Below are 25129 nucleotides of genomic sequence, written 5' to 3' on the forward strand. Positions count from 1 at the left end.
CGACCATGAGCGCTCCCGAACCGCTGTACATCCTGGGCGCCGGGATGCACCCCTGGGGCAAGTGGGGCAACGACTTCACCGAATACGGGGTGGCCGCGGCCCGGGCCGCGCTGAACGAAGCGGGCCTGGACTGGCGACAGATCCAGTTGGTGGCCGGCGCGGACACCATCCGCAACGGCTACCCCGGGTTCGTCGCGGGCGCGACGTTCGCCCAGAAGCTCGGGTGGAACGGCGTGCCGGTCAGCTCGAGCTACGCCGCGTGCGCCAGCGGTTCGCAGGCGCTGCAGAGCGCCCGCGCCCAGATCCTGGCCGGCTTTTGCGACGTCGCCCTCGTCATCGGCGCCGACACCACGCCGAAGGGCTTTTTCGCCCCGGTCGGCGGTGAGCGCAAGAACGATCCCGACTGGCAGCGGTTCCACCTGATCGGCGCCACCAACCCGGTGTACTTCGCGCTGTTGGCGCGGCGGCGGATGGACCTCTACGGCGCCACGCTCGAGGATTTCGCCCAGGTCAAGGTCAAGAACTCGCGGCATGGCCTGCAGAACCCGAACGCCCGGTACCGCAAGGAGGTGTCGGTCGAGGACGTGCTGGCCAGCGCGGTGGTGGCCGACCCGTTGCGGCTGCTGGACATCTGCGCCACCTCCGACGGCGCGGCCGCGCTGATCGTGGCCAGCGCGAAGTTCGCCCGCGAACACCTCGGCTCGCTGGCCGGTGTGCCGTCGGTGCGGGCGGTCAGCACGGTCACCCCGAACTATCCGCAGCATCTGCCCGAATTGCCGGACATCGCAACGGATTCCACCGCCGCGGTGCCCGCACCCGATCGGGCGTTCAAGGACCATATCCTCGACGCGGCCTATGCCGAGGCGGGCATCGGGCCCGAGGACGTGAGCCTGGCCGAGGTCTACGACCTGTCCACCGCGCTCGAGCTCGACTGGTACGAACACCTGGGCCTGTGCCCCAAGGGCGAGGCCGAGGCGCTGCTGCGCAGCGGCGCCACCACGATCGGCGGCCGGGTGCCCGTCAACGCGTCCGGCGGGCTGGCCTGCTTCGGCGAGGCCATCCCCGCGCAGGCGATCGCTCAGGTCTGCGAGCTGACGTGGCAGCTGCGCGGTCGGGCCACGGGCCGGCAGGTGGAAAACGCCACGGTCGGCATCACCGCCAACCAGGGGCTGTTCGGGCACGGTTCGTCGGTGATCGTCGCCCGCTAGGGATTGCCGCCGCGTTGGCTTGCGTTGTGCGGCCACGGTTTTGAGTGTGAAGCCACGGCTTTCAGTGTGAAGCGTGGGCGCGGATTGTCGGCGTGTCGCCGCCGGGGGTTCACATCCAAAGCCAACGATTCACACTCGACGGATCGGGTGCTCCTCGGGGTACTCCGAGAGCTATTCCTTGGGCGGGTCCAGGGTCTCCAAGACGACCTCGGCCACCCTCTTCATCGTGGTTCGCCGGTCCATGGCTGCCCGCTGAATCCACTTGAACGCCTCGGGCTCGGTCATCCCCTGTTCGGTCTGCAGCAGCCCCTTGGCGCGCTCCACGAGCTTGCGGGTCTCCAGCCGATCGGACAGTGACGCCACCTCGCGTTCCAGCTCGGCGATCTCACCGAATCGGCTGACGGCCAATTCGATGGCCGGGATCAGGTCGCTGATGGTGAACGGCTTCACCAGGTAGGCCATCGCCCCCGCATCCCGGGCCCGCTCGACCAGGTCGCGCTGACTGAACGCGGTCAACACGACGATCGGTGCGATGCGCTTGCTGGCGATCTCCGAGGCCGCGTCGATGCCATCACGGCGCGGCATCTTCACATCCATGATCACCAGGTCCGGCCGATGGCGCTCGGCCAGCTCGACGGCTTCCTGCCCGTCGCCGGCCTCGCCGACGATCTCGTAACCCTCCTCTCGGAGCATCTCGGCGAGATCCAGTCGGATGAGCGCTTCGTCTTCAGCGATCAGGACCCGGCGCGGCACAGCGGCGTCGGTGTCGGTCGTGGGGCCTGTCATGACGAATATTGTGTCGCGAACGCCTCAGACCAGCGTGCGCGGGGGCGGTGTGGCAGGTGAGGACACCAAATCCTCTATGGTGGGAGGCTGCCTCTAAGGTAAGAGGCCGGCACGCCCTCGTATCCCAACTGGCAGAGGAAACGGATTCAAAACCCGTCCAGTGTGAGTTCGAATCTCACCGAGGGCACTGTAACTTGACACATAACGTGGCTGTTAGACGGCGTTTTCATGTTTGCTAGATCGCCGCATCACCCCCTCGTGCCCACATTTTGCCCACAGTTTCAGATAACTTGTCGGCAACTGCAGTGAAGTCGTCGTCGAACAAATCCGCGTAAACGTCGAGGGTCATCGCGGCCGAGGCGTGGCCCAGCATCCGTTGCACGACCTTGACATTCGCGCCTGACGAGACCGCCAGGGACGCCGCAGTGTGCCTCAGCGCATGCGCTGTGATTCTCGGAAATGTCTTGTCGACTTTCTGGCAACGCTCGACTGCGCCGGAAAGCCACGACTTGTTTGTCGGGGGCGCCAGATGGCCGCCATCGGCCGCCGGCCAGATCAACTCATCGCGATCCTTACCCGCGCAGGTGGCTGCGAGCTCGTCGACCACAAACCCTGGCAGCGCCACCGACCGGCTGAGTCCGGTTTTGAGCGTGCCCACGTGTGTACGGCCGCCGACAGCCACCGCGTTCTCATGCAGCACCACCTGGCGGCGTAGAAAGTTGACGTCGCGCACCCGCAGCGCCGCGGCCTCGCCCCAGCGCAAGCCGGCGGTTCCCAGTAGCAGCACCAGAGACCCGTAGCGCCCCGACTCTATGGAGAGGCGGCGCAGCTGGTCGGCCGTGAGGTACACGTTCCGACGCTTGGTCCTCCGAGGCAGTGTGATCCCGCGCGCGGGATTGGCCGCGAGCATCCGATCATGTACAGCGTCATCGAGGATGCCTGCGAACACTGAGTAGACGGTGATGACCCGAGACGCGCTCAGCTTCTTCGTCTTTGACAGCTCGCTAATCCATGCCTGCACGTTGGTGTAGCGAATGTCAGCCACTTTGGCCACTCGCCAGCGCGGCTCAACGTGCACACGCCACGCGCTTTCGTAGGATCGGTAGCCGCTGGGCTTCATATGCCCTTCTTTACGAGCAAGCCACGCGAGGCCCAACTCCCCTATCGTGACTCGCCCCAGCGACGGCGCGACGTATTCGCCCTTGGCTTTCGTGACTTCGACGCTGTTCGCGAATGCTTCTGCATCGCGCTTGGTCTTGAAGCCGCGCTTGTCAGTCTGGCCGCGGTCAGGGGTACGGTAGCGGACGCGGTAAAGTGTTGCACCGCTTGCTGTTTGGTACTTACTAATCGTTGCCATCGGCCAGCTCTCTCTCAAGCTCCACGCGGAGCTCCCGTGTGATGCGCCCCTTCTTCTGCCGATTGGCATCGGGGCCAGCGCGCTTGTCTCGCTCATCGCTAAAAGTGCTTTGCCACAGACCGAACGAATGCGCTGCGAGATCCTGATCGCTCATATCGAGTTGCTTCGCCAACCGACGCTCAGTCAGTCCCGAACGCTGCAAGACATCGGCGACGCCGTCCACAACCGGCTGCATGTCTTTCGCCAACTTGACTAGACCCTCTGCCGCAGCGCGTATTTCGTCATGGCGAAGCGGCCCTTGATTGCGTAGGCGCGTAAACCCGTACGTTTTCCGCTGACCGATCTCCGTGAAGTTCTTGCCGCGGCAGACATCGGCCAGGTGTTCTCCCGGCACATCCAAGCGGTCCGTAAGGGCTACGAGCCCGTTGCCGCCGAAAAGGTCGGCCAGCGTGAAGCCCGAAGCGTCCGTCTCATCGCCTTCGCCTGAGTCGGAGGCGATGAGATTCAACGCCAGGAGGACGACGAGCACTGTGGCGAAGGTCGGCGCGTAGCGGCCTGCCTCGAAGTCCCCGACCTTGCTAGCGGTCCATTTCAGGCCAAGGGATTTCGCATATCGGGCCAGATCCTCCTGAGTGACGCCGATGCGAGTTCGGATGCGGCGGCAGTTCGCACCGACTACCCACGCCAGCGACTCGCTCATGTCACGCACCATAACGCGGAATCGGATGTCTTGACAAGTAACTACCACCGTGTGATTATCAAGCCACAAGTCACGCGAAAGCGCGACGCATGAGAATCCGAGAAGGGGATCGCAGCACCATGGGCATACCGACTGATATCGACACTGCGACGCCCGCCCAAGTCGCAGACGCGCTGGGCACCACAGTCGCCGGACTCGCGCAGATGCGCTACCGCGGCACCGGGCCACGATTCACACGCGTGGGCAGCCGCAAGGTCCTCTACCGCTGGTCAGACATCAGGGCATACCTGGAAGCCAACACCTGCCAGCGCACCGATGACCCGCGAGGTGCGGCGTAAATGACCAACCGAGACGGACCGTGCCGCGCCAGCGTCCGACAGCGTCAGCGCCGCCGTGCCACATCGCAGCGGCTGGTCCCGTTGGACTGCGGATGCCCCCAAGGTCGGCATTCCGATCCGATCAGTTGCCTGTGTACCAACCCGCCACTGTCGACGGCCGCGCTCGATGGCTGGCGCGATGCCGCCGAGCACGTTCTCAGCGCCGGTCAGATTCCTTTGTTACCGCTGGAAGTTCGGCGTTCGCTCTGGCGCCGTGGCGGGCGTGACCGCGAAATTGCCGAACTGTTGCACGACGCTTGCGGCGGAGTGGTCGCATGAGCAACGCGGACGGAAACAATGACGTTGACGTCCTGGCCGCCATGTTCAACGGCGAGTGGCTTGACGCCCAACGCTTCCCACCCCTTGAGTACGCCATCCCGGGCATCATCCCCGAGGGCTTCGGATTGCTCGTGTCACCGCCCAAGGCCGGCAAAAGCTGGATGGTATGCGGGATCGGATTGGCCTGCGCCACAGGAGGTACAGCCCTCGGCCACATCACCGTCGAGCCGCGGCCCGTACTGTACCTGGCATTAGAGGACGGACAGCGCCGCCTCCAATCTCGGTCCCGGCGCCTCATGTGCGATCAGCCGCTACCGCGCGGCATCCACTTCATCACGAAAGCAAAACCAGCTGAGGTCATTCCGATGATCTCCGAGTTCCTGCAACGACACCGCGACGAAAAACCGCTCATCATCATCGACACGCTGGGGAAAGCCCGACCACCGCGGCCGCCTGGCACCGACATGTATGCATGGGATTACGCGATCGGCAGCCAGCTGAAGAACGTGATCGACACGGTTCCAGGCGCAACGCTTCTCATCGTGCACCACACCAGGAAGCAGGAAAGCGCCGATTTCGTCGACTCCGTCTCAGGCAGTGCCGGCGTCGCAGGCTCCGCAGACTTTGTCCTCGTCTTGTCGCGTAAACGCCACAGCGACGAGGCACTGTTGGCGGTCACTGGCCGCGACGTCGCCGAAGCCGAATACGCATTGCGGATCACCAACGGCATCTGGGAGCTCGACGGGGCAAACCTTGCTGCCGCCTCCGAAACAGCCGAACGGCGTCGCCTTTCGGACACTCGTTCGGACAGAAGCGTGGAGATCGCCTCCGTTGTCGCAGCGAGCCCGACACCGGTGTCACCGTCTGAGGTGTCCGAAAAGCTGGGCATCGACAACGACACCGCCGGCCGCTACCTGCGAAGACTTGCAGAAAACGACACAGTCAAGCGCGTCGGACGCGGCCTCTACACAACCCTGTCCGAAGTGTCCGAATGTCCGAATAACGGCCTTTCGGACACAACGGACACTTCGGACACAGGTTCTCCGTGCGACTGCGGCGCTTGCATGGAGTGCTACATGGCCGGCGGCCGGAGCTGAATCGTGAACCGCGCACAACGCCGCAGTCGCCGTAACCACCAAGCGCCGCCCAAGGTCCAGGCGTTCGCAGCCGCCTACCGCTGCCCCGACTGCCTCAGCGAAACGCCTCAGCCCGTACAGGACTGGCTGGGCATATGGCACATCGAGGTCCGCCACGACGACACCTGTCCTGCCTACCGCAACCGAAAGGAACGCCAATGACCGATTTCACGACTGAGCCCAACTACGACGTCCTCGACGCACCCCGCGAGCACGGGAACACCGGCTTGGGGCGTTGCATCGTCGACAGCTTCGGCCACGTCGAGCCATATCTCGAAGAGGCCGACGGCTGGGTGTCCCTGCCGCTTCGGTTGGTCGTTGACCAAGCCGCCGGAATGCACCTCGAATGCGGGCCATACGACTTCGACCGCGCCGACATCGACCGGCTCCGCGAAGCCGTCAACGCCTACGACACCGCGACCCAACGGGACAGGAACCCGCAGTGATCAGCGTGGTCGGCGAAGATCACGCCAACGCGAAACTCACCGCGACCGCTGTGGTCGCAATCCGCAAAAAGTACGCCACGGGCCGCTTCACTCACCGCGAGCTGGCCCGCCAGTACGGGGTGCAGCACAGCCTTATCGGCGGCATTGTTCGCCGCACTCGATGGCGACACATCCAATGAGCCCCCAACATCAACAAAGGAGATAACCGACCGATGACCGATAACACCGCGACCGAGATAGCTGTCATCGTCGATGGCGAGCCGATGATTTCCGCGACCGGCCTGAGCTTGTTGCTCGGCGTACCGGTAGATGAAATCACCGCCCACCGTCAGGCCAACGGCACCACCCACCTACCGGCCGAATGGCTCAAAGCCGGACGCCGGCGGCGCGGAGAAGCGGCATCTCACACCGGCAAAAACGAAATGGTCGCCGCCCTGTGGTATTGGGCGAGAAAGGATCACAACGCACGACTCGAAGTCATCGACGATATCTACGTGATGGTGAAGGAGGAAGCAAATGCCTGACACTATCGGACCACAAGTCGTCGACCCTTGGCGCGGATGGCTGGTATTCGAGTATCTGCCCGACGACCTTCAGCGCCAAGAAGATTCAACCCAGCACCACGACTTCTACTGTGCGCCACACGCCCAGAACTGGGATTCCAAGCTGGGCGCATGGTATGCGGACCGGGACGCCACCGACGCCGAAAAACAGCTCCTCGAGCATCTGGGCTACACCCTGCCCGCCGAAGGCGACGACGGTTACCCGCTACAGACTCGCGTGAGCTACCGGACGGAGACGCTGCGCCACCGCTCGTGGCCCGCACTCGAAACACCCACCGAACAGGAGAACCAATCATGACGGAAACCGACACCGCGACCGTACAGCCAGACGCTGACGACCAAACCGACCAGGACGCAACCGATCAGCCTGTCGATGATGCCGCTACCACCGACGTCACGGCCGCCAGCGGCGACGATAGCGACGCCGATGAGGATCACGGCCCCAACACAGAGGCAGCCCGCTACCGCAAACGACTGCGCGAGGTCGAAGCCGAACGCGACGGCCTGGCCGAACGCCTCGCCGGATACCAACGCAGCGAATGCGAAGCGGCCGTTGCGGATCTGCTCGACGTACCCACTGATATCTGGGATGTGGGGCAGGCCGACCCCGCACTGTTCTACAGCGACGACGGCACACTCAACGACGCTGAACTCCGCGCCGCAGCCGGCGCCATCGTCGACCAACGGCCCCGCCTCGCCAAACAGACCGAGCCGTCACGCTCCCCGAATTGGGGACAGGTCAGCGCCGGGCACGCACCCCCAGGTTCCGGCGGGCCGAGCTGGGGCGACATCATCAACCCCCGCTGACAATTGCGGTAGAATCCCCTGTACTGCCTCGGAAATCCGGCGGGACCGGGCCGAGGACAGTACGCAGGGCCAGCGGCCCCGCCGCAGTTCTCCCGGTGAGACGCGGATGATTCCCCCTAATCCGTTTGCGCTACAAGCGCACTCACCATTTGGAGTATGAAATGGCTTCCACCACATCCGCTTTCGGGCCGATAATCGCGCCCGAACAGGTAGGCGACCTGGTCATCCAGCCGCTTATCCAGCAATCCGTCGCGGGGCAGGTTCTCACCAGCGTGAGCACGGACCGCCACGAATATCGCATTCCCATCGTCACGGCAGACCCCTCCGCTGGATGGACCGCCGAAGGCGCCGAGTTAACCGCATCCGACGCGACCGTTGACGAACTCAACGTCACCCCGTCGAAGCTCACTGCCCTGAGCATCATCACCCGCGAGCTGGCCCAGGACTCAAACCCTGCTGCGGTCGAAGCAATCGGACAAGGCATCGTCCGCGACCTCACTCGCAAGGCCGACCAGGCGCTGTTCACCGCGACCACAACCAACGGCCCCGGCGGCATCCCCGGCGTCAGCGGAGTATCCGCCATCGACGCCGGCGACGCGTTCGCCAACGTCGACGCATTCAGCGACGCTGTCTACACCAGCGCACAGCACAACGGCGTCATCAGCGCATGGGTTACAAACCCGGCGACCGCGATGAAACTCGCCAAGCTCAAAACGGCCACCGACTACAACACGCCATTGCTGCAGCCCGACGCCACCCGACCCGGCCAACGCCAGATCCTCGGTATCCCGCTGCTCACATCGCCGTACGTCACCACCACCGACGACGTGGTGTGGGGCATCCCGAAGGCGTTGACGTACATGGTGATCCGCCAGGCCGCCGAAGTCACCAGCGACGCCAGCGTCTACTTCACCAGCGATCGTGTCGCAGTGCGGGCAATCGTGCGCGTCGGCTACGGCTTCCCGGCGCCGCTGGCAATCGTCAAGATCAACACCAGCGCCGCCTAGCCCGTGACAGTGCGTAGGCGACGACGGCCACGGTTGGACACTCAGCCGTGCGCCGTCGTCGTCGCGCCCGGCACACTGGTGTACCACGACGGCCAACAACGCGGCGGCGTAGTCCACGGCGTACCCAAACACCTTGCAATGCAATGGCTCAAACAACGGTTCGTGCTCTCCGTCGCCGAACCACTCAATCTTGGCCGGGTCGACAACGCGTCAACCGCCGACCGAACCGCATCGAAGGCGCAAGCCGCCGCCACGACCGCTCCTTTACGCGAGAGCGACGAGCTGCGCGACGCCGGCCCGGCCAACCAAGACCACACCGACGAATCACACGACCACGACGCCAACGAACCAACTGGCCCCGCATCACCACAGGTCAGCGGGACAGATGACGTCGAACCCATGGGTGGGAGCCTCCCGCCCACCAATCCCCACTCGCCGGGTCGGTCTGATCATTTGGGTCTGTACGCATCCCAGAGTTTTGGGGGTGGGATGCCGGAATCAGGTATTTCCACAGTTCAGAGGCTCGGTGCTGATGGTTCGGGGGTGTCTCTGCGGGCTGATTTACCCGTACGAACCCGTACGGAACCCGTACGGTCGGCGCCCGAACCCGCACGAACCCGTACGGTCTCGCCGTCAACCCGTACGGGTTCGCGGGTGTGCCGGAATTGCCTCACCCCGCTGGCGGGGCGCCGGAAGTGGTGCTCGGATGCGTGCCGACTGCAGGCTTATCGGAGGGAGAGCGGCGGATGATCGGCTGGCGGTTCTGGCTTGTGCGGCCGGGGACCGACTTGTTGCTTTCGCCGTACGATCACGGGCCCGCGTGGCCTACCGCGCAGATGACCGCAACGTGCTCAACGAACCCCGATCACTGCCCGCCCGCAGACGATTGCGACTGTGGGGTCTATGCCGAGAGAACGTTCGAGGACGCTCGTGAGCGGGCGCGGCGGCACCGGCGGGTGGTCCGGTTCAATCTCGCAGCCGCGGGCTTGTCTCGGCCGCCGCAATCGCTGCCTGCGTACATCATCGGTGGCGTCGAGCTCACGGATGCGGTGCCCTTCGTGCCTCCCGCGGGGTCGATCCGGATCGGTGATGATGAGTTGCGAGCGGCAAACGCTCGGATCGTGGAGCTGTGCGTGCTGGCCGGCTCGTCAGATCCCCAGCTGGGCGAGCGGCTGCGGCAACTATACGGAGTTGCCCCCGTGTATGTGGATGGGCCCCAATTTGCTCCGAATCGGACTCCTCGTGTGGATAGCTCGTCTACGGTTCCTGGCTGTGAATGCTGACAGACTGATACCCGACCTTCACCGGATCATCGCCAATCAGACAAGCTTCGACCGCGGACCACTGACCCAGGCCCAGCAGGGCGTAATCCCGCATGCTGTCGCCGCAGCCACCAGCGGCCGGAGCCCTGACGCTCTGTTCGTTCACGAGTTGGGCGAAGACGTGTTGTATGCGATTCATTGGACCGCAGGCTCCGTTTACGGCGTCCTCAACGTGATGAACATTGACCCCGACTACTCTGGGCCGCCGACAACCGAAGGGTGGGTGCGCCCCATCTCTGAGATATCTCGCGTCGATCTGCGAGTGGACGTCCAGCGGGACCGGATTGTGGTCAGCGACCTCGACGTTCGCCTTGACGCGACGTTGAACTGGCGGGATGGCGGTGCCCCGGTCCGCGTCGACGGCACATTTTCGGGCGACCACCGGGCAAGGGATGCAGCCATCGCGTTGATTAAGAGCGTGCTCGCGAAGGTTGGTGCGGAACTGACCTAGCGTCTAGCCCGGTCTCGTGGATGGGTTAGATCAGACCCCGCCCCATCTGAGCGATTTACTTCATGCGGGACGCGGTGAGCTCAGCCTCAAGTACCTTGATGGCTTCGAAAAGAATCGGTAACAGGAACCGCGCGTCGCCGCCTGTGTCCTTGGCTGCATCCCAAGCCTGAGCCGAGATCGGCAAGTCATCATCGGGTCTTGGTGCGTCGAACGGGTGTCGGGGGTCAGGGGCACTGAAATTGCTGGTCCGCATGATGTCCATATCGGCACTGTTAGCAGAAGGTGCCGTACGTTCCACACGTTGTCGTTACCGGCGCGCAGCCGCTGGTTGTGGCAGCGGTTAGGCCGAGGATCGCGGCGACGACGATTCTGGTGGCAATGTTGCGATACATCATTTCTCCTTGACTGCCCGGGGGGGGTGAATCAGCTCCGCTGAGCGCGAAGCGGCTCGGTCCGCAATAGGTGTACGAGTCGCCATGGCAGCGAGTGCGTTTGGCGCACAGCCAGCGGCCGTACAGGTTGTATCGGCGCGGCGGTCAGTGCCCGGTACTCGTAATCGGCGCGGGCCACAAGTGCTTCGCGGCGCCGACGATCCCGAGACGCCTTATACGCCGCCCCACCGACAGCGGCGACCGCGATCATCGCCAGCGCCGCGGCCGGATACACCGACAACATCATCGACGTCCATACCAACGTGAATAGGCCGGCGGTCACAGCGGCGGCCGGGTGCCGATCTACCCAATTCCGGTGCGAGCAGCCGACCTCGTAGCCGCAGCGTGTGCAGGTGTGTCGACTCATCTTGGTTTCCTTCTCTCACCGTTGACGATACGGCCGGTTACCGACGGCCATCGCCGGTTTGGGGCAATCCCTAGCGGGCCCGCACCGGTGCCCTGATCTGTCCACTTTCAGGGCACCGATTCGCGCCTTCCAGGCCCTAGCGTCGACCGGCGAGATAGACAACGTTGCCGAGCTCGTCCTGTCGGCGCGCGGCAACAATCGATTCCAGCAGCGCGGCAAACGGACGCAGTTCCTCTACTGTCCACGTCCAATCCGGTATCGCCTCGCCGGCCAACCGAATACGCTCACGCAATTCGGCTTCTTCGACCGGTATCGCGACGCTCATCGAACGCACCCGTCCGGGAGGACGCCCAGCTGCGCGAGTTCGTCGGCCGCGGCGATGAGTGCCTCGCCGATCTGCCGCGCTTGGGCGGCGGTCAGCGGGTAGTCCGGGTGCACCGGGCCAGCGACAACCTCCCACGCGTAAGCGCCGTCTTCAGTTTGGAAACCGCCCGTGCAGACGCGCACATCCTCGGGCAGCCATCCTCCTAGCTTGTCGATGGTTGCCGAGACGGAACCGTAGAACAGTCGGCCGCCGCCGTCCCAGTCACCGACGCTGGCCGCGCCGGCCGGAATCGGAACGTTGGGGATGGTTGTGGTGGTGCTTGTCATTTCGGACGTCTCCTTTGAGGTGTTGGTTTGGTTTGGAGGTACATCTTGCCCACGCCGTGCCCACACTTTGCCCACAGTTACAGATAACTCTCGTGAACTACAGTGATGTCTTTTACCAGGTAGATACGACATCAGGGCGCTGACCGGTGCCCGAAATAGAGTTCGAATCTCACCGAGGGCACCAGCGACCGCGGTCGGTGGCGCCATCGGCTCGGCCGGCTTTCTTCGGTACCGAAGTAGCGGTTCCGGCCGACGCAACCGGTTCACAAGTTTCCATATCGAGTCCAATACCTTCCAATGGTATGAATTCGGCCGCATTTATAAACTCTGCGCATTTATAGCTCTTCGTATTGCAGGCAAGAATATGGCGCGCAAAAGATCACTTGAATTCATAATTCGGCGCGGGCAGGACGCGGCCGATCGCGATTTCGGTGGCGACGATCCCGAATCGAATCGGTGACGTCCACCGTCGGCCCCGCTAGCGGTCCCGGCGATCCGCGGGAACCCCGGGCGGGCTCGGAACCGTCAGTCGCCGAATGATCGCGTGACACACACCTGGCCGGATGCCGAAACCTCCGGCCCCGCGGTGTAATTGCCGATGGAATCGCCGGCCACCCGTAGCAGCCAACTCGGATCACTACAGGCGACGCTGCAGCCGTCCATCAGCATGGCGGTAAGGGCAATGAGCGACGCAAGAACGATTCTTCTGAGAACCGCCATCAGGCACCCCTTAGTCGAGGCGAACACGCGTCACGCAGAGCGTCCAACACGTGTTGAATAACCGAACCAAATGACTCGTAAACCCGACAAAAACCCGATAACTAGATGGTTATCAGATCCGGAAACTTACGGGGGCGAAAACGGTGATATTCATTAGACAGCCGACAAATACCCTGCTCAGCGGTTAGGCTTGCTGCGTGGCGGCCAAGGATTGTGGTGGCCCACCGCGATGGCCAGACGGCTCGTCGAAGCGCCCGGACTGTGTAGCCGCGGCGCGGGCCCAGTCGCGCGCACGCAACCAGCACTACGCCGACAGCGCCGCGCGCCAATACCGGGTGCTCGCGATCGCCGCGTGGCTGGCCGTGCTGGTCTGCGTCGACTTCGTCGCTTTGCAGTTGATCACCGGAGTCTGGACGTGGCAGATCATCTCGCTCAACGCCCTCGCCGCGATGATCTTCGCCGCGGTGCCGTGGCTGCACCGTTTCGGTGACCTCATCGCGCCGCTCACCTTCATCGGCGCCGCCTACGTCACGGTCTTCGTCAGCACCTGGGACGCCGGCACGGGTACGGGCGCGCAGTTCTTCTTTTTGGTCGGGGCGTGCCTGGTGGTGCTGTTGCTGGGCATCGAACACACCGTGCTGGCGGCCGGCCTGACGGCGGTCGGGGCCGGGCTGGTGATCGCCCTGGAGTTCCTGGTCCCCCGCGATACCGGATTACAGCCGGCGTGGGCGCAATCCATGACCTTCGTGGTCACCATCGTCTCGGCCTGCGTGATGGTGTTCGTGGCGGTGTGGTTCGCGCTGCGCGACACGCAGCGCGCCGAGGCGGTGATGGAGGCCGAGTACGAGCGCTCGGAAGCGCTGCTGGCCAACATGTTGCCGGGCAGCATCGCCGAGCGTCTCAAGAGCTCGTCGCGCAGCGTCATCGCCGACAAGTACGACGAGGTCTCCGTCCTGTTCGCCGACATCGTCGGGTTCACCGAACGCGCCAGCACCACCACCCCGGCCGACCTGGTGCGGTTCTTGAACCGGCTGTACGGCGCCTTCGACGAACTGGTCGACAAACACGGCCTCGAGAAGATCAAGGTCAGCGGCGACTCCTACATGGTGGTCAGCGGGGTCCCGCGGGCTCGGCCGGATCACGCCTTCGCTCTTGCCGATTTCGCGCTCGACATGGCCAATGTCGCTGCCGCACTGAAGGATCCGCACGGCGATCCGGTCGCGCTGCGGATGGGCATGGCCTGCGGGCCCGTGGTCGCGGGCGTCGTTGGCTCGCGCCGCTTCTTCTATGACGTCTGGGGCGACGCGGTCAATGTCGCGTCGCGGATGGAATCCACCGATTCGGTGGGCCGAATCCAGGTGCCCGAGGCGATGTACGAGCGACTCAAGAACGAGTTCGTCCTGCAGGAGCGCGGCCGCATCGAAGTCAAGGGCAAGGGCGTTATGCGCACCTGGTACCTCATCGGCCGTAAGGCGGACGAAGAGCCCGCCGACCTGCTCACCGGGCGACCACACACCGTCCACGTCTGATCAAAGCCCCTGTACGGTCCCTGTACCAGGGCCCGCGTTTGTGTCAGACTGCGGCCATGACTATCTCCCCTGGCTCTCCTGGAACCCACCCCGTTCCAAGCTTGCTGCCGCATCTGTGGAAATCCGCTCTGCTGTCGGGAATTCTGTCGATCGTCCTCGGTGTCCTGGTATTGGCGTGGCCGGGAATTTCCATCCTGGTGGCCGCCGTCGCCTTCGGCGTGTACCTGCTCATCACCGGTATCGCGCAGGTCGTGTTCGCGTTCTCACTGCACGTCTCGGCGGGGAGCCGAGTTCTGTTGTTCATCAGCGGGGCCGCGTCGCTGATTCTGGCGTTGCTCGCGTTCCGCCACTTCGGTCAGGGCTACGCAATTCTGCTGCTGGCCATCTGGATTGGCATCGGCTTCATCTTCCGTGGTGTCGCCACGACGATTTCGGCCGTCAGCGACCCGCACCTGCCGGGCCGGGGCTGGAACATCTTCCTCGGCGTGCTCAGCCTCCTCGCCGGCATCGTGGTCGTGGCGTCGCCGTTCGAATCGATTGTCACCCTGGCGATCGTGGTCGGCGCGTGGTTCGTGGTCATCGGGATCTTCGAGGTCATTTCGGCCTTCGGCATCCGCAAGGCGTCCAACTCCCTCGGCAGCTGACGCGGGCGCCGGTGGCGCAGGCGCCGACCCATCTACTACACTCTGTCGTAGCCGTTGATCGGGCCTCCGCAGTCGGGAGATGACAGATGAATGTCGTCGATATTTCGCGGTGGCAGTTCGGTATTGTTACCGTCTACCACTTCATCTTTGTGCCGCTCACGATCGGTTTGGCCCCACTGATCGCCATCATGCAGACGGTGTGGGTGGCTACCGGGAACACCGCGTGGTACCGGCTGACCAAGTTCTTCGGCAAGCTGTTTTTGATCAACTTCGCCATCGGTGTGGCGACCGGCATCGTCCAGGAATTTCAGTTCGGGATGAACTGGAGCGAGTACTCGCGGTTCGTCGGCGACATCTTCGGTGCACCGCTGGCGATGGAAGGGCTGTTCGCCTTCTTCTTCGAATCCACGTTCATCGGCTTGTGGATCTTCGGCTGGAGCCGGCTGCCGAAGCTGCTCCACCTGGCCTGCATCTGGATCGTCGCGATCGGTGTCAACGCCTCGGCGTTCTTCATCATCGCGGCGAACTCGTTCATGCAGCACCCGGTCGGCGCGCACTACAACCCGGCGACACGGCGCGCCGAGCTGGACAGCATTTTCGCCCTGCTGTCCAATAACACTGCGCAAGCGGCGTTTTCACACACCGTGGCGGGAGCGCTGCTGACCGCCGGCACCTTCGTCGCCGCCGTCAGCACGTGGTGGATGGTGCGCTCACGCAGGACCGAATCCACCGCCCCCACAGCGGAAACCGAGGCCCGCACCATGTTTCGCCCCGCGGCAATCCTGGGCTGCGGCGTAGTGCTGCTCGCCGCGGTCGGCCTGTTCTTCACCGGCGATCGCCAGGGCAAGCTGATGTTCGTTCAGCAGCCGATGAAGATGGCGTCGGCAGAAGCGTTGTGCCGCACACAAACCGACCCCGACTTCTCGGTGCTGACCATCGGCACCCACAACAACTGCGGCAGCGTCACGGAAGTGATCAAGGTGCACTACGTGCTGCCGTTCCTGGCCGAGGGCAAGCTCAGCGGCGTGACGCTGCAGGGAGTGAACGAGCTGCAGCAGCAGTACCAGCACCGCTTCGGACCCGACGACTACCGGCCGAACCTGTTCGTCACCTACTGGTCGTTCCGATTGATGATCGGGTTCCTGGTGTTCCCCGTGGCGTTCGCCCTGGCCGTGCTGTGGTTGACCCGCGCCGGGCGAACCCCCAAGGGCCGCTGGGTTTCCTGGTTCGCGCTGCTCACCATCCCCACGCCGTTTCTGGCCAACATCTCGGGTTGGGTGTTCACCGAGATGGGTCGGCAGCCATGGGTGGTGGCGCCGAACCCGACCGGTGACCCGCTGGTCCGGATGACCGTCCGCGAAGGCGTGTCGAACCACGTGCCGGGCATGGTCATCACGTCGCTGGTGACCTTCACCGTCGTCTACGCGGTGCTGGCGGTCGTGTGGTTCTTTCTGCTCAAGCGCTACACCGTCGAAGGGCCGCTGGAACACGACGCGGAACCCGCTCCCCCGCAGGCGCCCGACGCTGACGAGGTGGCGCCCCTGTCGTTCGCCTACTAAGGGCGTGATGGGGCTTATCGACGCCGAAAGGAGCTGATCGCAGTGGGACTGCAAGAAGTGTGGTTCGGCATCATCGGGATGCTGTTCCTGGGGTTCTTCATCCTCGAGGGCTTCGACTTCGGCGTGGGCATGTTGATGGAGCCGTTCGCGCGCGTGGGCATCGGTGAAGCCGAACCGTTGCGGCGCACGGCGCTCAACACCATCGGCCCGGTCTGGGATGGCAACGAGGTGTGGCTGATCGTCGGCGGCGCGGCGATGTTCGCCGCCTTTCCCGGGTGGTACGCCACCGTGTTCTCGACGCTGTACCTGCCGTTGCTGGCGATCCTGTTCGGCATGATCGTGCGTGCCGTGGCGATCGAGTGGCGCGGCAAGATCGACGACACAAAGTGGCGCGGCTGGGCGGATTTCGGCATCGCCGCCGGTTCGTGGCTGCCGGCAGTCTTGTGGGGTGTCGCGTTCGCCGTCCTGGTCCGCGGGCTTCCGGTGGACGCCGCGGGCCACATTCACCTGTCGGTCGCCGACGTGCTGAACCCCTATACGGTGTTGGGCGGCTTGGCGACCGCCGGTCTGTTCTTGCTGTACGGAGCGGTGTTCGTCGCGTTGAAGACGTCCGGCGCCATCCGTGAGGACGCCCACCGGTTCGCCGTGTGGCTCTCGCTTCCGGTGACCGGACTGGTTGCGGGCTTTGGACTTTGGACGCAACTGGCGTACGGCAAAGACTGGACCTGGGCGGTGCTGGCCGCCGCGGTGGTCGCGCAACTGGCCGCGGTGCTGCTGGTGTGGCGGCGGGCCTCCGACGGCTGGGCGTTCACGTGCGTCGCGCTGGTCGTGGCGGCCGTGGTGATCCTGTTGTTCGGCTCGCTGTATCCGAACCTGGTGCCCTCGACCTTGAACAGGCAGTGGAGTCTCACCATCTACAACGCGTCGTCGACGCACTACACGCTCAAGGTCATGACGTGGGTGACCGCCTTCATGGCGCCGTTGACGGTGGTGTACCAGGCATGGACGTACTGGGTGTTCCGGCAACGGATCTCGGCCGAGCGGATACCCGCACCCATCGGTCTGGCAAGGCGCCCGTCCTGAGCGGTAACGACCGCGCGAGCCGGGCGCCACTGGACCCGAGACTGTGGCGGGCATCGGCGGCGCTGCGCCGCTATCTGGTCGCCGCGGTGGGTTGCGGGGTTTTGATCTCCGGCTGCGCGATCGGCTCGGCGATCGTGTTGGCGCGCATCGTCGCACGCGTCGTCGCCGATCCCCCCGCGCGCGGCCTGCACGCCTGGTGGGGTCCGCTGTCACTCCTGTTGGCGCTGTGGGTGATTCGCGCGATAGCGCATTGGTTTCAGGGCCGGTTGGGGCAGCGGGGGGCCAGCGCCGTCATCGCGGACCTGTCCGGCCGGGTGCTCGATGCGGTGACCGCCAGGCAGCCCGGCGAGCTCGCGGCGCAACGCGACGCCGCCGCGGTGGTGGTCACCCGCGGACTCGACGGCCTGCGGCCCTACCTCACCGGATACCTGCCGACGTTGCTGCTCGCCGCGATCCTGACGCCGGCCACCGTCGCCGTGATCGCGGCCTACGACCTGAAATCGACGGCGATCGTGGCGATCACGCTGCCGCTGATACCGGTCTTCATGGTGCTGATCGGGCTGGCGACCCGGGACCGCTCGGCGGCCGCCCTGGCCGCGATGACCACCCTGCAGGCGCGGCTGCTGGACCTGATCGCCGGGATCCCCACCCTGCGGGCGTTGGGACGCGGCGCGGGCCCCGAACAGCGCATCGCCGAACTCGCTGCCGCGCACCGGCGTTCGGCCATGGCGACGCTGCGGATCGCCTTCCTGTCGGCTCTGGTGCTGGAATTGCTGGCCACCCTGGGGGTGGCGCTGATCGCCGTCGGAATCGGGCTCCGCCTGGTGTTCGGCGAGATGACCCTCACCACGGGTTTGACGGTGCTGTTGCTGGCGCCGGACGTGTACTGGCCGCTGCGCCGCATCGGCGTGGAGTTCCATGCCGCTCAAGACGGAAGGGCCGCGGCCGATGCGGCGTTCGCCCTCATCGGCGAGCACGCCCCGGCCAAGGGCCGCACCCGGGCGGTGACCGCGCGCGGCGCGCCGATCCGCCTCGAACGTCTCACCGTCGCCGGCCGCGACGGTCGGGCACCGTGGGATCTGGACGCGGTGATCGAGCCCGGCGCCGTGACCGTGCTGACCGGGCGCAACGGTGCCGGGAAAAGCACCACGCTGCAGGCGATCGCCGGCATCACCGAGGCCTCGTCGGGCCGGGTCACCGTCGCCGGGGTCGATGTCGCGGATCTCGAGCCGGCCCGGTGGTGGGCTCAGCTGTCCTGGCTGCCCCAACGCCCGGTGCTCGTTCCCGGCACCGTCGATGACAACCTGGCGCTGCTCGGAGAGCTCGAGGACCGCGAAACCGCCTGTGCGGTATCCGGATTCGACGCCGTGTTGGCCGAACTTCCCGAAGGGGGCGACACCGTGCTGGGGCGCGGCGGCGTCGGGCTTTCTTTGGGACAGCGGCAACGGCTGGGTCTCGCGCGGGCCCTCGGATCGACGGCCGACGTGCTGTTGCTCGACGAGCCGACCGCGCACCTGGACGCGCGCACCGAGGAACGGGTCTTGCGGGCCATCGCGGCGCGGGCGCGCGCCGGTGCGACCGTGATCGTGGTCGGGCACCGCGAGCCGGTGCTGGCCATCGGCGATCGGGTCGTCGAGGTGATCGCCGACCGTGGGGTGCACTATGCCCCGGTCTGATTCTGCGTCGACTCGCCCTGAACCCCTACTTGCCGCCGCGGTGCTGCTGCGGCCCCGGTTGCCGCGCGTGCTGGCCGCGATCACGCTCGGGGTGCTCTCGCTGGGCAGCGCGCTGGCGCTGGCCGGTGTTGCGGCGTGGCTGATCACCCGCGCCTGGCAGATGCCGCCCGTGCTCGACCTCTCGGTCGCCGCGGTCGCGGTGCGCCTGTTCGCGATCTCGCGGGCCGTGCTGCATTACTGCGAGCGCCTGGTCACCCACGACACGGCCCTGCGCGCCGCCGGCACCGCCCGGGTGCAGGTCTATCAGCGGCTGGCGCGTGGGCCCGCGGCGGCCGCCGTCCGGCTGCACAGCGGTGAGCTGGTGTCCCGGGTGGGGGCCGACGTCGACGAGCTGGCCAACGTCTTGGTGCGCGCCCTGGTTCCGATCGGCGTCGCGGCGGTGCTGGCGCTCGCGGCCACCGCGGTCGTCGCCGCCATTTCGCCGGCGGCGGCCGTCGTGCTCGCCATCTGCCTGCTCATCGCCGGTTTCGTCGCCCCTCGCCTCGCCGGGCGGGCCGCCGCGACCCAGGAGGAGATCGCGCGGCAGCAGCATTCCGAGCGCGACACCTCGGCGCTCGTCGCGCTCGAACACGCGCCCGAGCTTCGCGTCGCCGGCCTGCTCCCCGGCGTCATCGCCGAATCGCAACGCCGGCACCGCGCCTGGGGTGACGCCCTGGACACCGCGGCCAAACCGGCCGCCATTGCCGAGGCGATGCCCACGGCGGCCGTCGGGGCCAGCGTGCTGGGTGCGGTGGTGGCCGGGATCGGGTTGGCATCCGCGGTCGCGCCCACCACGCTCGCCGTGCTGATGTTGCTGCCGCTGTCCGCGTTCGAGGCGATGACGCCGCTGCCGGCGGCGGCCGTGCAGCTGACCCGGTCGCGGATCGCCGCGCGGCGGTTGCTCGAGTTGGCGGCCGAGGGCCCGCGCGAGACCGTCGACGCCACGCAGACGACACCGAGGCCGGTCGGCACCTGCCGGTTGTCCGCGGACGTGCGTTCGGGTCACAGCGCGGCAGGCTCGATCCGCGTCGCGCTGGACCTGCCCCCGGGCGCGCGGTTGGCGGTGACCGGCGCCAGCGGCTCGGGGAAGACGACGCTGCTGATGACGCTCGCCGGGTTGCTGCCGCCGCGCGAAGGGCAGGTGCTGCTCGACGGCGTCGCCGTGACTCGGTTCGACGAAGCCGATTTGCGCTGCGCCATCGGCTTTTTCGCGGAGGACGCGCACATTTTCGCCACCACGATCCGGGACAACCTGCTGGTCGCCCGCGGCGACTGCCGCGACGACGAACTCACCGCGGCCCTGGGCGCCGTCGGGCTGGGCGGGTGGCTCGCCGGCTTGCCCGAGGGCTTGGCCACGGTGTTGATCGGTGGCGCGCAATCCCTTTCGGCGGGCCAGCGCCGGCGGCTGTTGCTGGCCAGGGCGGTCCTATCGCCCGCGCGGATCGTGCTGCTCGACGAACCCACCGAACACCTCGACGTCACCGACGCCGACCAGGTCCTGCGCGACCTGTTGGCCCAGGATTCCCGGCTGCTGTCCCGCGAGCGCACCGTGGTGGTGGCCACTCACCACCTGCCCAAGGGAATTGGCTGCGACGAGCTGCGCGTCGATCACAGAGCCTGAACTACCGCGTGTCCGACGGGCAGCGGTCAGCTGGCCGGGCGCTGCCGATGGGCGTCCGGGTGCTCGTCATACCAGCGGTTCTCGAGCTTGCGGACCCGCCCGCGTTCGACCTTGAGCCACACCAAACCCGACCGTGATCGCCGCGATCGCGATCGCGCCGCCGATCAGGCTGCGGGTCTCGTGGCCGGTGCCGAGGGCGACGAGGCACCGAAAGACGGCGATCACGCCCACCAGCATGAACAGGTAGCCCGGCCAGCTCATCACGTCGATCAGCGACTCACCCGCATGCGGCCTGGTCGTCCTCGCATGGTCGATGGGGTCGCGAAACGTGTCACCCATGACAAAGTGCCTTTCCCCGTGTGTCCACCGCGGTATCCGGGGGGTGCCTACCTCTTCAACGGTAGCGACGAAGGGTGAGAATGTGCTGTCGGGTAACTGGACGGCCGCTGCCAATCAGGCTGTCCCCCATGGCCGGCGGCACGCTCAGAGGTGTCGGCGGCGCGGCATGAACTCCAGCGACAGCAGCACGAACAGTAGCGGGACGATCTGTGTCATGGAGATCAGCGCGTAGCGCCGCGCGTCGAGCGCGTGCCACTTGCGCACGTATCGGTATAACGACTCGAGCGCGATCAGCGGGTCGAGGATGTGGATCAGCCGGTAGAACACGCGCTGGGTCCAGCCGCGGTTCTTGTCGTCGAATATCTCGGGGAAAGCGGCGAAGGCGAGCGAAACCCGCTGTGCCCCATTGTCTTTGCCGGCCATGATCATGTCGACGCTGAGTCGCTCGTCGAGCCCGTTGGGGGCGCCGCGGCGTCGCCACGGGACGTCGAGGGTGATGTCGCTGCCGCCGCCGGCCGTGGCGTATCGGTGAAAGGCCTGCACCTTGCCGGTGGCGTCCCTGGCGATGATCAGCTGTATCCCCGGGAAACGGCCTTCCAGGACGCCGTCGAGATTCATGTGGAATCCGCGGTCGGCGCGCGCCCCCTTGGACGATTCCCGCACCACCTCGGTCAGCTCGGCCAGCAACGTGTGGTCGAGCTCCTGCTCGGCGACGATTTCGGTTGTGACACCGCAGTTATGGGTGCGCTTAACCGCCTGACGCAGGTTGCGGAACCTGCGGCCCACCATGTCGAAGCCCGACACGTCGACAACGACGTCGCGCCCAATCGGTATGGCCCGCAACGTTTGTCCCAGGGTGGCCGGGTCGGTCCACAGTTCACGCCGCCGCTCGCCGCACCCCACGACCGCGATGCGCCATCCGTGGGCATGACAGGTGGCGGCGAAATCGGCCACCAGTTCGCCGAAACGCTTCTCGTCGCCGATGGGATCGCCGCTCACCACGGCGATTCCCATCCGCGTCCGGTAGGCCAGCGCCGCGGAGCCGTCGGCGGTGAAGTGGTAGCTCTTGCCGGTCTGCATGGTGAACGGCGCCAACGCGTCATCGCGGGTCACCTTGATCAATTCCCACACGCGCGGCAGGTCGGCGGGCCGCGGGTGTGAGGTCATCGGCCACATCAACACCAGGCCCGAGCTGGCGATCACGACGTCACCGAGCAGATCGAAGGACAGCACGTGCATGCCCAGCCCCGCCAGCACGAAAAACGCGGCCGCAATGGCGTGCATCGTCGTCACCGGGCGGCCCAGGAAGACGCCGCGCGCGATCCACGCCACCGCGACCAGGACCGTCAACGACCACGCCAACCGGTCGGCGAAATGCCAGTTGGGTTGGCTGTGGTGGCGGGCGAGTATCTCGATGAGCCAGCACGCCGCGCACAGCAGCGCCAGGGCGCCGATCAGCCGGGCCGCCCGCGAATCGGCCGAAACGACAACACGTTCGCGCACGCGAGGTCGTGCTGTGACGTCCACCACCGGCCCGTTCACACTCACCTCCCGATGCGCTGACAACAGCTGGGCGGCATGTCTGCCGCCTCTGCACCGAATACCCGGCTACGTCAAAGCTACGCCCGATCACGGCCCATTCGGGAGAGATTCGTGCGGATATCCTGCAGCTATTGGGTAACGGTTTATCGGGGAGAAGACGGAAAGTACTTCAGCACGCCCTCCTGCACCACCGTGGCGAGCGTCTGCCCGGACCGGTCGAAGAAGTGCCCGGTGCCCAGGCCACGCGAATCCGCGGCCACGGGCGACGACGTCGAGTACAACACCCAGTCGTTGAAGTTGACCTGCCGGTGAAACCAGATGGAATGGTTGGCAGACGCGGCGAAGATGCGGTCGAAGCCCCAGGAGAGGCCGTGCGTGGTGATGACCGAGTCCAGCACCGTGGTGTCCGAGGAGTACACCATTGTCGCCGTGTGCAATACCGGGTCCTCGGGAACCTCGCCCAGTGCCTTGACCCAAACCCGGTTGTGGGGCAGCCGGTCCCCCTTCGTCCGCATCACCCACGCCGGGTCATTGGTGTAGCGCCACTCGATGGGCTGCAGGGCGTTGACGAAGTGCGGGACCGTCTCCTCGTACCCGCGCAACAGCTCGCCGATCGTGGGTTGCGTGTGCGGTTCGGCGACCTGCGGCGGCTCGATGCCGTGCTCGAGGCCCCGGCCGCCGGCCATGTAGGAGACCATGGCCGAGCACAGCAACGTGCCGTCTTGCGTCGCGTCGACGCGCCGGTTGGCGAACCGCCGCTCGTCGCGCAGCCGGGTCACGCGGTATTCGATGTCCTTGCCGGTGTCGCCACCGTTGATGAAGTGCACCGAGAGCGCGCTCGGCGGCAGGTCGCCGCGAACCAGGCTCCGGCTGGCCGCGACGAACGCTTGCGACATGAGCTGACCACCGAACGTCCGCATCGGGTTCTTGCTGGGATGCGAGCCGATGAACAGGTCATCATCGAGACGATCGAGGTCGAGTGTCGCCAGCAGTTCCTGGAAATCAGAATCGGTGCTGATGGCGGCCTCTCCTTCGGGTCCGGGCGTTAGACGTCGTCCTCCCCGATCCGGTGCACGTGGATCAGGTTGGTCGACCCTACTGTGCCAGGTGGCGCGCCGGCGACGATGACCACCAGGTCGCCGCGCTTGTAGCGACCGAGTTCGAGCAGCGACTTGTCGACCTGGCGGATCATGCCGTCCGTGGAGGTCATCATCGGGACGATGAACGTTTCGGTGCCCCAGGTCATGGCGAGCTGGCTGCGCACCTCGGGCCAGGCGGTGAAGGCCAGCAGCGGCAGCGGGGTGTGCAGGCGCGCGAGCCGCTTGACCGTGTCGCCGGATTGGGTGAAGGCGACCAGGGCTTTGGCGTCGAGCCGCTCGCCGATGTCGCGGGCCGCATAGGAGATCACGCCGCGTTTGGTGCGCGGCACGTGGGTCAGCGGCGGGGCGGCCGTGGAATTGTCCTCGACCGCGCAGATGATGCGCGACATGGTCCGCACGGCAGCCATCGGATACTTGCCCACCGACGTCTCCCCGGACAGCATCACCGCGTCGGCGCCGTCGAGGACGGCGTTGGCGACGTCGGAGGCCTCGGCGCGGGTCGGGCGTGAGTTCTCGATCATGGAATCGAGCATCTGGGTGGCCACGATGACCGGTTTCGCGTTCTCCCGGGCCATCTGGATGGCCCGCTTCTGCACCAGCGGAACCTCTTCCAGTGGCAGCTCGACGCCGAGGTCGCCGCGGGCCACCATGATGGCGTCGAAGGCCAGCACGATGGCTTCCAGATTGTCGACGGCTTCGGGCTTTTCCAGCTTGGCGATCACCGGAACCCGTCGCCCGACCCGGTCCATCACCTCGTGCACCAGCTCGACGTCGGCCGGCGAGCGCACGAAGGACAGGGCGACCAGGTCGACGCCGAGGTCCAGGGCGAAGGTGAGGTCCTCGATGTCCTTCTCCGACAAGGCCGGTGCCGACACGTTCATGCCCGGCAACGAGATTCCCTTGTTGTTGCTGACCGGGCCGCCCTCGACGACCGTGCAGATGACGTCGTCGCCCTCGATGCCATCGACCACCAGGCAGACCTTGCCGTCGTCGACCAGAACCCGGTCACCGACGGCGGCGTCCTCGGCCAGTTTCTTGTAGGTGGTCGACACCCGGTCGTGGCTGCCCTCGCAGTCGGCGACGGTGATCCGGACGGTCTCACCGTCGGCCCAGTAGGTTGGGCCGGTCGCGAAGCGTCCCAGCCTGATCTTGGGGCCCTGCAAATCGGCGAGCACGCCGACGGCACGGCCGGTGGCGTCGGAGGCCACCCGGACCCGTTCGTAGGCCGCTTTGTGATCGGCGTAATCACCGTGGCTGAAGTTCAACCGGGCGACGTCCATTCCCGCCTCAACCAGCGCCAAGATCAACTCGTCCGAATTGGTCGCAGGCCCAAGGGTGCAGACGATCTTCCCGCGTCTACTCACGCCGACCCAGCATAGTCGCGTGTGA

General features: G+C 65.9%; 25 protein-coding genes, 1 tRNA gene and 1 pseudogene. 17 read left to right on the top strand and 10 right to left on the bottom strand.

Features of this window, described 5'->3' with window-relative positions; genetic code table 11:
• Nucleotides 1-5 precede the first annotated feature (5 nt).
• Nucleotides 6-1208 carry a lipid-transfer protein gene (locus tag W7U_RS10465; RefSeq protein ID WP_008257683.1) on the top strand — a complete coding sequence of 401 codons (1203 nt, stop codon included), beginning with the start codon at nt 6-8 and terminating at the stop codon, nt 1206-1208.
• Nucleotides 1209-1379: 171 nt separating this feature from the next.
• On the opposite strand, the gene W7U_RS10470 is transcribed toward W7U_RS10465, so the two are convergent.
• Complete coding sequence (locus W7U_RS10470; protein ID WP_008257686.1) at nt 1380-1994, bottom strand: ANTAR domain-containing response regulator; 615 nt, start codon at nt 1992-1994, stop codon at nt 1380-1382.
• Nucleotides 1995-2107: 113 nt separating this feature from the next.
• Between W7U_RS10470 and W7U_RS10475 the strand changes: the two genes are divergently transcribed.
• Nucleotides 2108-2181, top strand: a tRNA-Leu gene (locus W7U_RS10475).
• A 48-nt stretch (nt 2182-2229) separates the two neighbouring features.
• On the opposite strand, the gene W7U_RS10480 is transcribed toward W7U_RS10475, so the two are convergent.
• Both W7U_RS10480 and W7U_RS10485 read right to left on the bottom strand, forming a co-directional pair.
• Nucleotides 2230-3351, bottom strand: a complete 1122-nt coding sequence (locus W7U_RS10480) for a tyrosine-type recombinase/integrase (RefSeq protein WP_036428965.1) — start codon at nt 3349-3351, stop codon at nt 2230-2232.
• A complete protein-coding gene (locus W7U_RS10485; RefSeq protein ID WP_136244561.1) occupies nt 3338-4051 on the bottom strand; it encodes a helix-turn-helix domain-containing protein in 714 nt (237 codons plus the stop codon). The genes W7U_RS10480 and W7U_RS10485 overlap by 14 nt, the downstream gene beginning before the upstream one ends.
• A 119-nt stretch (nt 4052-4170) precedes the next feature.
• On the opposite strand from W7U_RS10485, the gene W7U_RS10490 reads away from it, so the two are divergent.
• From W7U_RS10490 to W7U_RS10530, 9 genes are all read left to right on the top strand, one after another.
• The gene (locus tag W7U_RS10490) at nt 4171-4389 is read left to right on the top strand and encodes a hypothetical protein (protein ID WP_008257692.1); all 219 of its coding nucleotides are present in this window, start codon (nt 4171-4173) and stop codon (nt 4387-4389) included.
• A 314-nt stretch (nt 4390-4703) separates the two neighbouring features.
• Nucleotides 4704-5804 (top strand): AAA family ATPase, encoded by a 1101-nt coding sequence (locus W7U_RS10495; protein ID WP_008257694.1) that lies wholly within the window; start codon nt 4704-4706, stop codon nt 5802-5804.
• A 197-nt stretch (nt 5805-6001) separates the two neighbouring features.
• Nucleotides 6002-6289: a hypothetical protein gene (locus W7U_RS10500; RefSeq protein ID WP_008257701.1), complete on the top strand. Its 288-nt coding sequence runs from the start codon at nt 6002-6004 to the stop codon at nt 6287-6289.
• Nucleotides 6286-6468 (top strand): HNH endonuclease, encoded by a 183-nt coding sequence (locus W7U_RS10505; protein WP_008257702.1) that lies wholly within the window; start codon nt 6286-6288, stop codon nt 6466-6468. The genes W7U_RS10500 and W7U_RS10505 overlap by 4 nt, the downstream gene beginning before the upstream one ends.
• A 33-nt stretch (nt 6469-6501) precedes the next feature.
• Nucleotides 6502-6813 (top strand): hypothetical protein, encoded by a 312-nt coding sequence (locus tag W7U_RS10510; RefSeq protein ID WP_008257703.1) that lies wholly within the window; start codon nt 6502-6504, stop codon nt 6811-6813.
• Nucleotides 6806-7150 carry a hypothetical protein gene (locus W7U_RS10515; RefSeq protein WP_008257704.1) on the top strand — a complete coding sequence of 115 codons (345 nt, stop codon included), beginning with the start codon at nt 6806-6808 and terminating at the stop codon, nt 7148-7150. The genes W7U_RS10510 and W7U_RS10515 overlap by 8 nt, the downstream gene beginning before the upstream one ends.
• Nucleotides 7147-7659, top strand: a complete 513-nt coding sequence (locus W7U_RS10520; protein WP_008257705.1) for a hypothetical protein — start codon at nt 7147-7149, stop codon at nt 7657-7659. Before W7U_RS10515 ends, W7U_RS10520 begins: the two co-directional genes overlap by 4 nt.
• A gap of 161 nt (nt 7660-7820) precedes the next feature.
• On the top strand, nt 7821-8666 hold the full coding sequence (locus W7U_RS10525; RefSeq protein WP_008257706.1) for a phage major capsid protein: 846 nt from the start codon (nt 7821-7823) through the stop codon (nt 8664-8666).
• A 1272-nt stretch (nt 8667-9938) separates the two neighbouring features.
• Entirely contained in the window at nt 9939-10439 is a 501-nt protein-coding gene (locus W7U_RS10530; protein ID WP_136244562.1) for a hypothetical protein, read from the top strand.
• A 55-nt stretch (nt 10440-10494) separates the two neighbouring features.
• On the opposite strand, the gene W7U_RS10535 is transcribed toward W7U_RS10530, so the two are convergent.
• The 3 genes from W7U_RS10535 to W7U_RS10545 all read right to left on the bottom strand — a co-directional run bounded on the left by W7U_RS10535 (nt 10495) and on the right by W7U_RS10545 (nt 11888).
• Nucleotides 10495-10701, bottom strand: coding sequence for a hypothetical protein (locus tag W7U_RS10535; protein ID WP_008257708.1), 207 nt, complete (start codon nt 10699-10701; stop codon nt 10495-10497).
• Between the two features lie 672 nt (nt 10702-11373).
• Nucleotides 11374-11562 carry a hypothetical protein gene (locus tag W7U_RS10540; RefSeq protein ID WP_008257709.1) on the bottom strand — a complete coding sequence of 63 codons (189 nt, stop codon included), beginning with the start codon at nt 11560-11562 and terminating at the stop codon, nt 11374-11376.
• Complete coding sequence (locus W7U_RS10545; protein ID WP_008257710.1) at nt 11559-11888, bottom strand: hypothetical protein; 330 nt, start codon at nt 11886-11888, stop codon at nt 11559-11561. The genes W7U_RS10540 and W7U_RS10545 overlap by 4 nt, the downstream gene beginning before the upstream one ends.
• Before the next feature lie 917 nt (nt 11889-12805).
• Here W7U_RS10545 and W7U_RS10550 point away from each other — a divergent pair.
• The 6 genes from W7U_RS10550 to cydC all read left to right on the top strand — a co-directional run bounded on the left by W7U_RS10550 (nt 12806) and on the right by cydC (nt 20759).
• A complete protein-coding gene (locus tag W7U_RS10550; protein ID WP_008257712.1) occupies nt 12806-14137 on the top strand; it encodes an adenylate/guanylate cyclase domain-containing protein in 1332 nt (443 codons plus the stop codon).
• A gap of 56 nt (nt 14138-14193) precedes the next feature.
• On the top strand, nt 14194-14781 hold the full coding sequence (locus W7U_RS10555) for an HdeD family acid-resistance protein (protein ID WP_085976449.1): 588 nt from the start codon (nt 14194-14196) through the stop codon (nt 14779-14781).
• Between the two features lie 86 nt (nt 14782-14867).
• Nucleotides 14868-16340 carry a cytochrome ubiquinol oxidase subunit I gene (locus W7U_RS10560; protein ID WP_008257715.1) on the top strand — a complete coding sequence of 491 codons (1473 nt, stop codon included), beginning with the start codon at nt 14868-14870 and terminating at the stop codon, nt 16338-16340.
• A 42-nt stretch (nt 16341-16382) separates the two neighbouring features.
• The gene (cydB, locus tag W7U_RS10565) at nt 16383-17423 is read left to right on the top strand and encodes a cytochrome d ubiquinol oxidase subunit II (RefSeq protein WP_008257723.1); all 1041 of its coding nucleotides are present in this window, start codon (nt 16383-16385) and stop codon (nt 17421-17423) included.
• A gap of 62 nt (nt 17424-17485) precedes the next feature.
• Nucleotides 17486-19099: a thiol reductant ABC exporter subunit CydD gene (gene cydD, locus W7U_RS10570; protein ID WP_044059241.1), complete on the top strand. Its 1614-nt coding sequence runs from the start codon at nt 17486-17488 to the stop codon at nt 19097-19099.
• Nucleotides 19086-20759 carry a thiol reductant ABC exporter subunit CydC gene (gene cydC, locus W7U_RS10575; RefSeq protein WP_051070684.1) on the top strand — a complete coding sequence of 558 codons (1674 nt, stop codon included), beginning with the start codon at nt 19086-19088 and terminating at the stop codon, nt 20757-20759. Before cydD ends, cydC begins: the two co-directional genes overlap by 14 nt.
• A 26-nt stretch (nt 20760-20785) precedes the next feature.
• On the opposite strand, the pseudogene usfY reads toward cydC, so the two are convergent.
• The 4 genes and pseudogenes from usfY to pyk all read right to left on the bottom strand — a co-directional run bounded on the left by usfY (nt 20786) and on the right by pyk (nt 25104).
• Nucleotides 20786-21098 (bottom strand): annotated as a pseudogene (gene usfY, locus W7U_RS10580) (protein UsfY).
• 144 nt (nt 21099-21242) lie between these two features.
• Nucleotides 21243-22640 (bottom strand): phosphatidylglycerol lysyltransferase domain-containing protein, encoded by a 1398-nt coding sequence (locus W7U_RS10585; protein ID WP_014385115.1) that lies wholly within the window; start codon nt 22638-22640, stop codon nt 21243-21245.
• A gap of 143 nt (nt 22641-22783) precedes the next feature.
• Nucleotides 22784-23659: an acyl-CoA thioesterase II gene (locus W7U_RS10590; RefSeq protein ID WP_080587934.1), complete on the bottom strand. Its 876-nt coding sequence runs from the start codon at nt 23657-23659 to the stop codon at nt 22784-22786.
• Between the two features lie 26 nt (nt 23660-23685).
• Complete coding sequence (pyk, locus tag W7U_RS10595) at nt 23686-25104, bottom strand: pyruvate kinase (RefSeq protein ID WP_008257742.1); 1419 nt, start codon at nt 25102-25104, stop codon at nt 23686-23688.
• Nucleotides 25105-25129 lie beyond the last annotated feature (25 nt).

Origin of the sequence: Mycobacterium sp. H4Y, assembly GCF_000364405.1 — a bacterium.
GTDB lineage: Bacteria > Actinomycetota > Actinomycetes > Mycobacteriales > Mycobacteriaceae > Mycobacterium > Mycobacterium intracellulare.

Excerpts from the sequence above, each read along its gene's own strand:
- W7U_RS10470 (WP_008257686.1), bottom strand. The coding sequence starts at position 1,994 with ATGACAGGCCCCACGACCGACACCGACGCCGCTGTGCCGCGCCGGGTC.
- W7U_RS10520 (WP_008257705.1), top strand. The coding sequence starts at position 7,147 with ATGACGGAAACCGACACCGCGACCGTACAGCCAGACGCTGACGACCAA.
- W7U_RS10485 (WP_136244561.1), bottom strand. The coding sequence starts at position 4,051 with ATGAGCGAGTCGCTGGCGTGGGTAGTCGGTGCGAACTGCCGCCGCATC.
- W7U_RS10545 (WP_008257710.1), bottom strand. The coding sequence starts at position 11,888 with ATGACAAGCACCACCACAACCATCCCCAACGTTCCGATTCCGGCCGGC.
- W7U_RS10535 (WP_008257708.1), bottom strand. The coding sequence starts at position 10,701 with ATGGACATCATGCGGACCAGCAATTTCAGTGCCCCTGACCCCCGACAC.
- W7U_RS10495 (WP_008257694.1), top strand. The coding sequence starts at position 4,704 with ATGAGCAACGCGGACGGAAACAATGACGTTGACGTCCTGGCCGCCATG.
- W7U_RS10555 (WP_085976449.1), top strand. The coding sequence starts at position 14,194 with ATGACTATCTCCCCTGGCTCTCCTGGAACCCACCCCGTTCCAAGCTTG.
- cydC (WP_051070684.1), top strand. The coding sequence starts at position 19,086 with ATGCCCCGGTCTGATTCTGCGTCGACTCGCCCTGAACCCCTACTTGCC.
- W7U_RS10510 (WP_008257703.1), top strand. The coding sequence starts at position 6,502 with ATGACCGATAACACCGCGACCGAGATAGCTGTCATCGTCGATGGCGAG.
- W7U_RS10490 (WP_008257692.1), top strand. The coding sequence starts at position 4,171 with ATGGGCATACCGACTGATATCGACACTGCGACGCCCGCCCAAGTCGCA.
- W7U_RS10525 (WP_008257706.1), top strand. The coding sequence starts at position 7,821 with ATGGCTTCCACCACATCCGCTTTCGGGCCGATAATCGCGCCCGAACAG.
- W7U_RS10500 (WP_008257701.1), top strand. The coding sequence starts at position 6,002 with ATGACCGATTTCACGACTGAGCCCAACTACGACGTCCTCGACGCACCC.
- W7U_RS10540 (WP_008257709.1), bottom strand. The coding sequence starts at position 11,562 with ATGAGCGTCGCGATACCGGTCGAAGAAGCCGAATTGCGTGAGCGTATT.
- W7U_RS10560 (WP_008257715.1), top strand. The coding sequence starts at position 14,868 with ATGAATGTCGTCGATATTTCGCGGTGGCAGTTCGGTATTGTTACCGTC.
- W7U_RS10515 (WP_008257704.1), top strand. The coding sequence starts at position 6,806 with ATGCCTGACACTATCGGACCACAAGTCGTCGACCCTTGGCGCGGATGG.
- W7U_RS10465 (WP_008257683.1), top strand. The coding sequence starts at position 6 with ATGAGCGCTCCCGAACCGCTGTACATCCTGGGCGCCGGGATGCACCCC.
- W7U_RS10480 (WP_036428965.1), bottom strand. The coding sequence starts at position 3,351 with ATGGCAACGATTAGTAAGTACCAAACAGCAAGCGGTGCAACACTTTAC.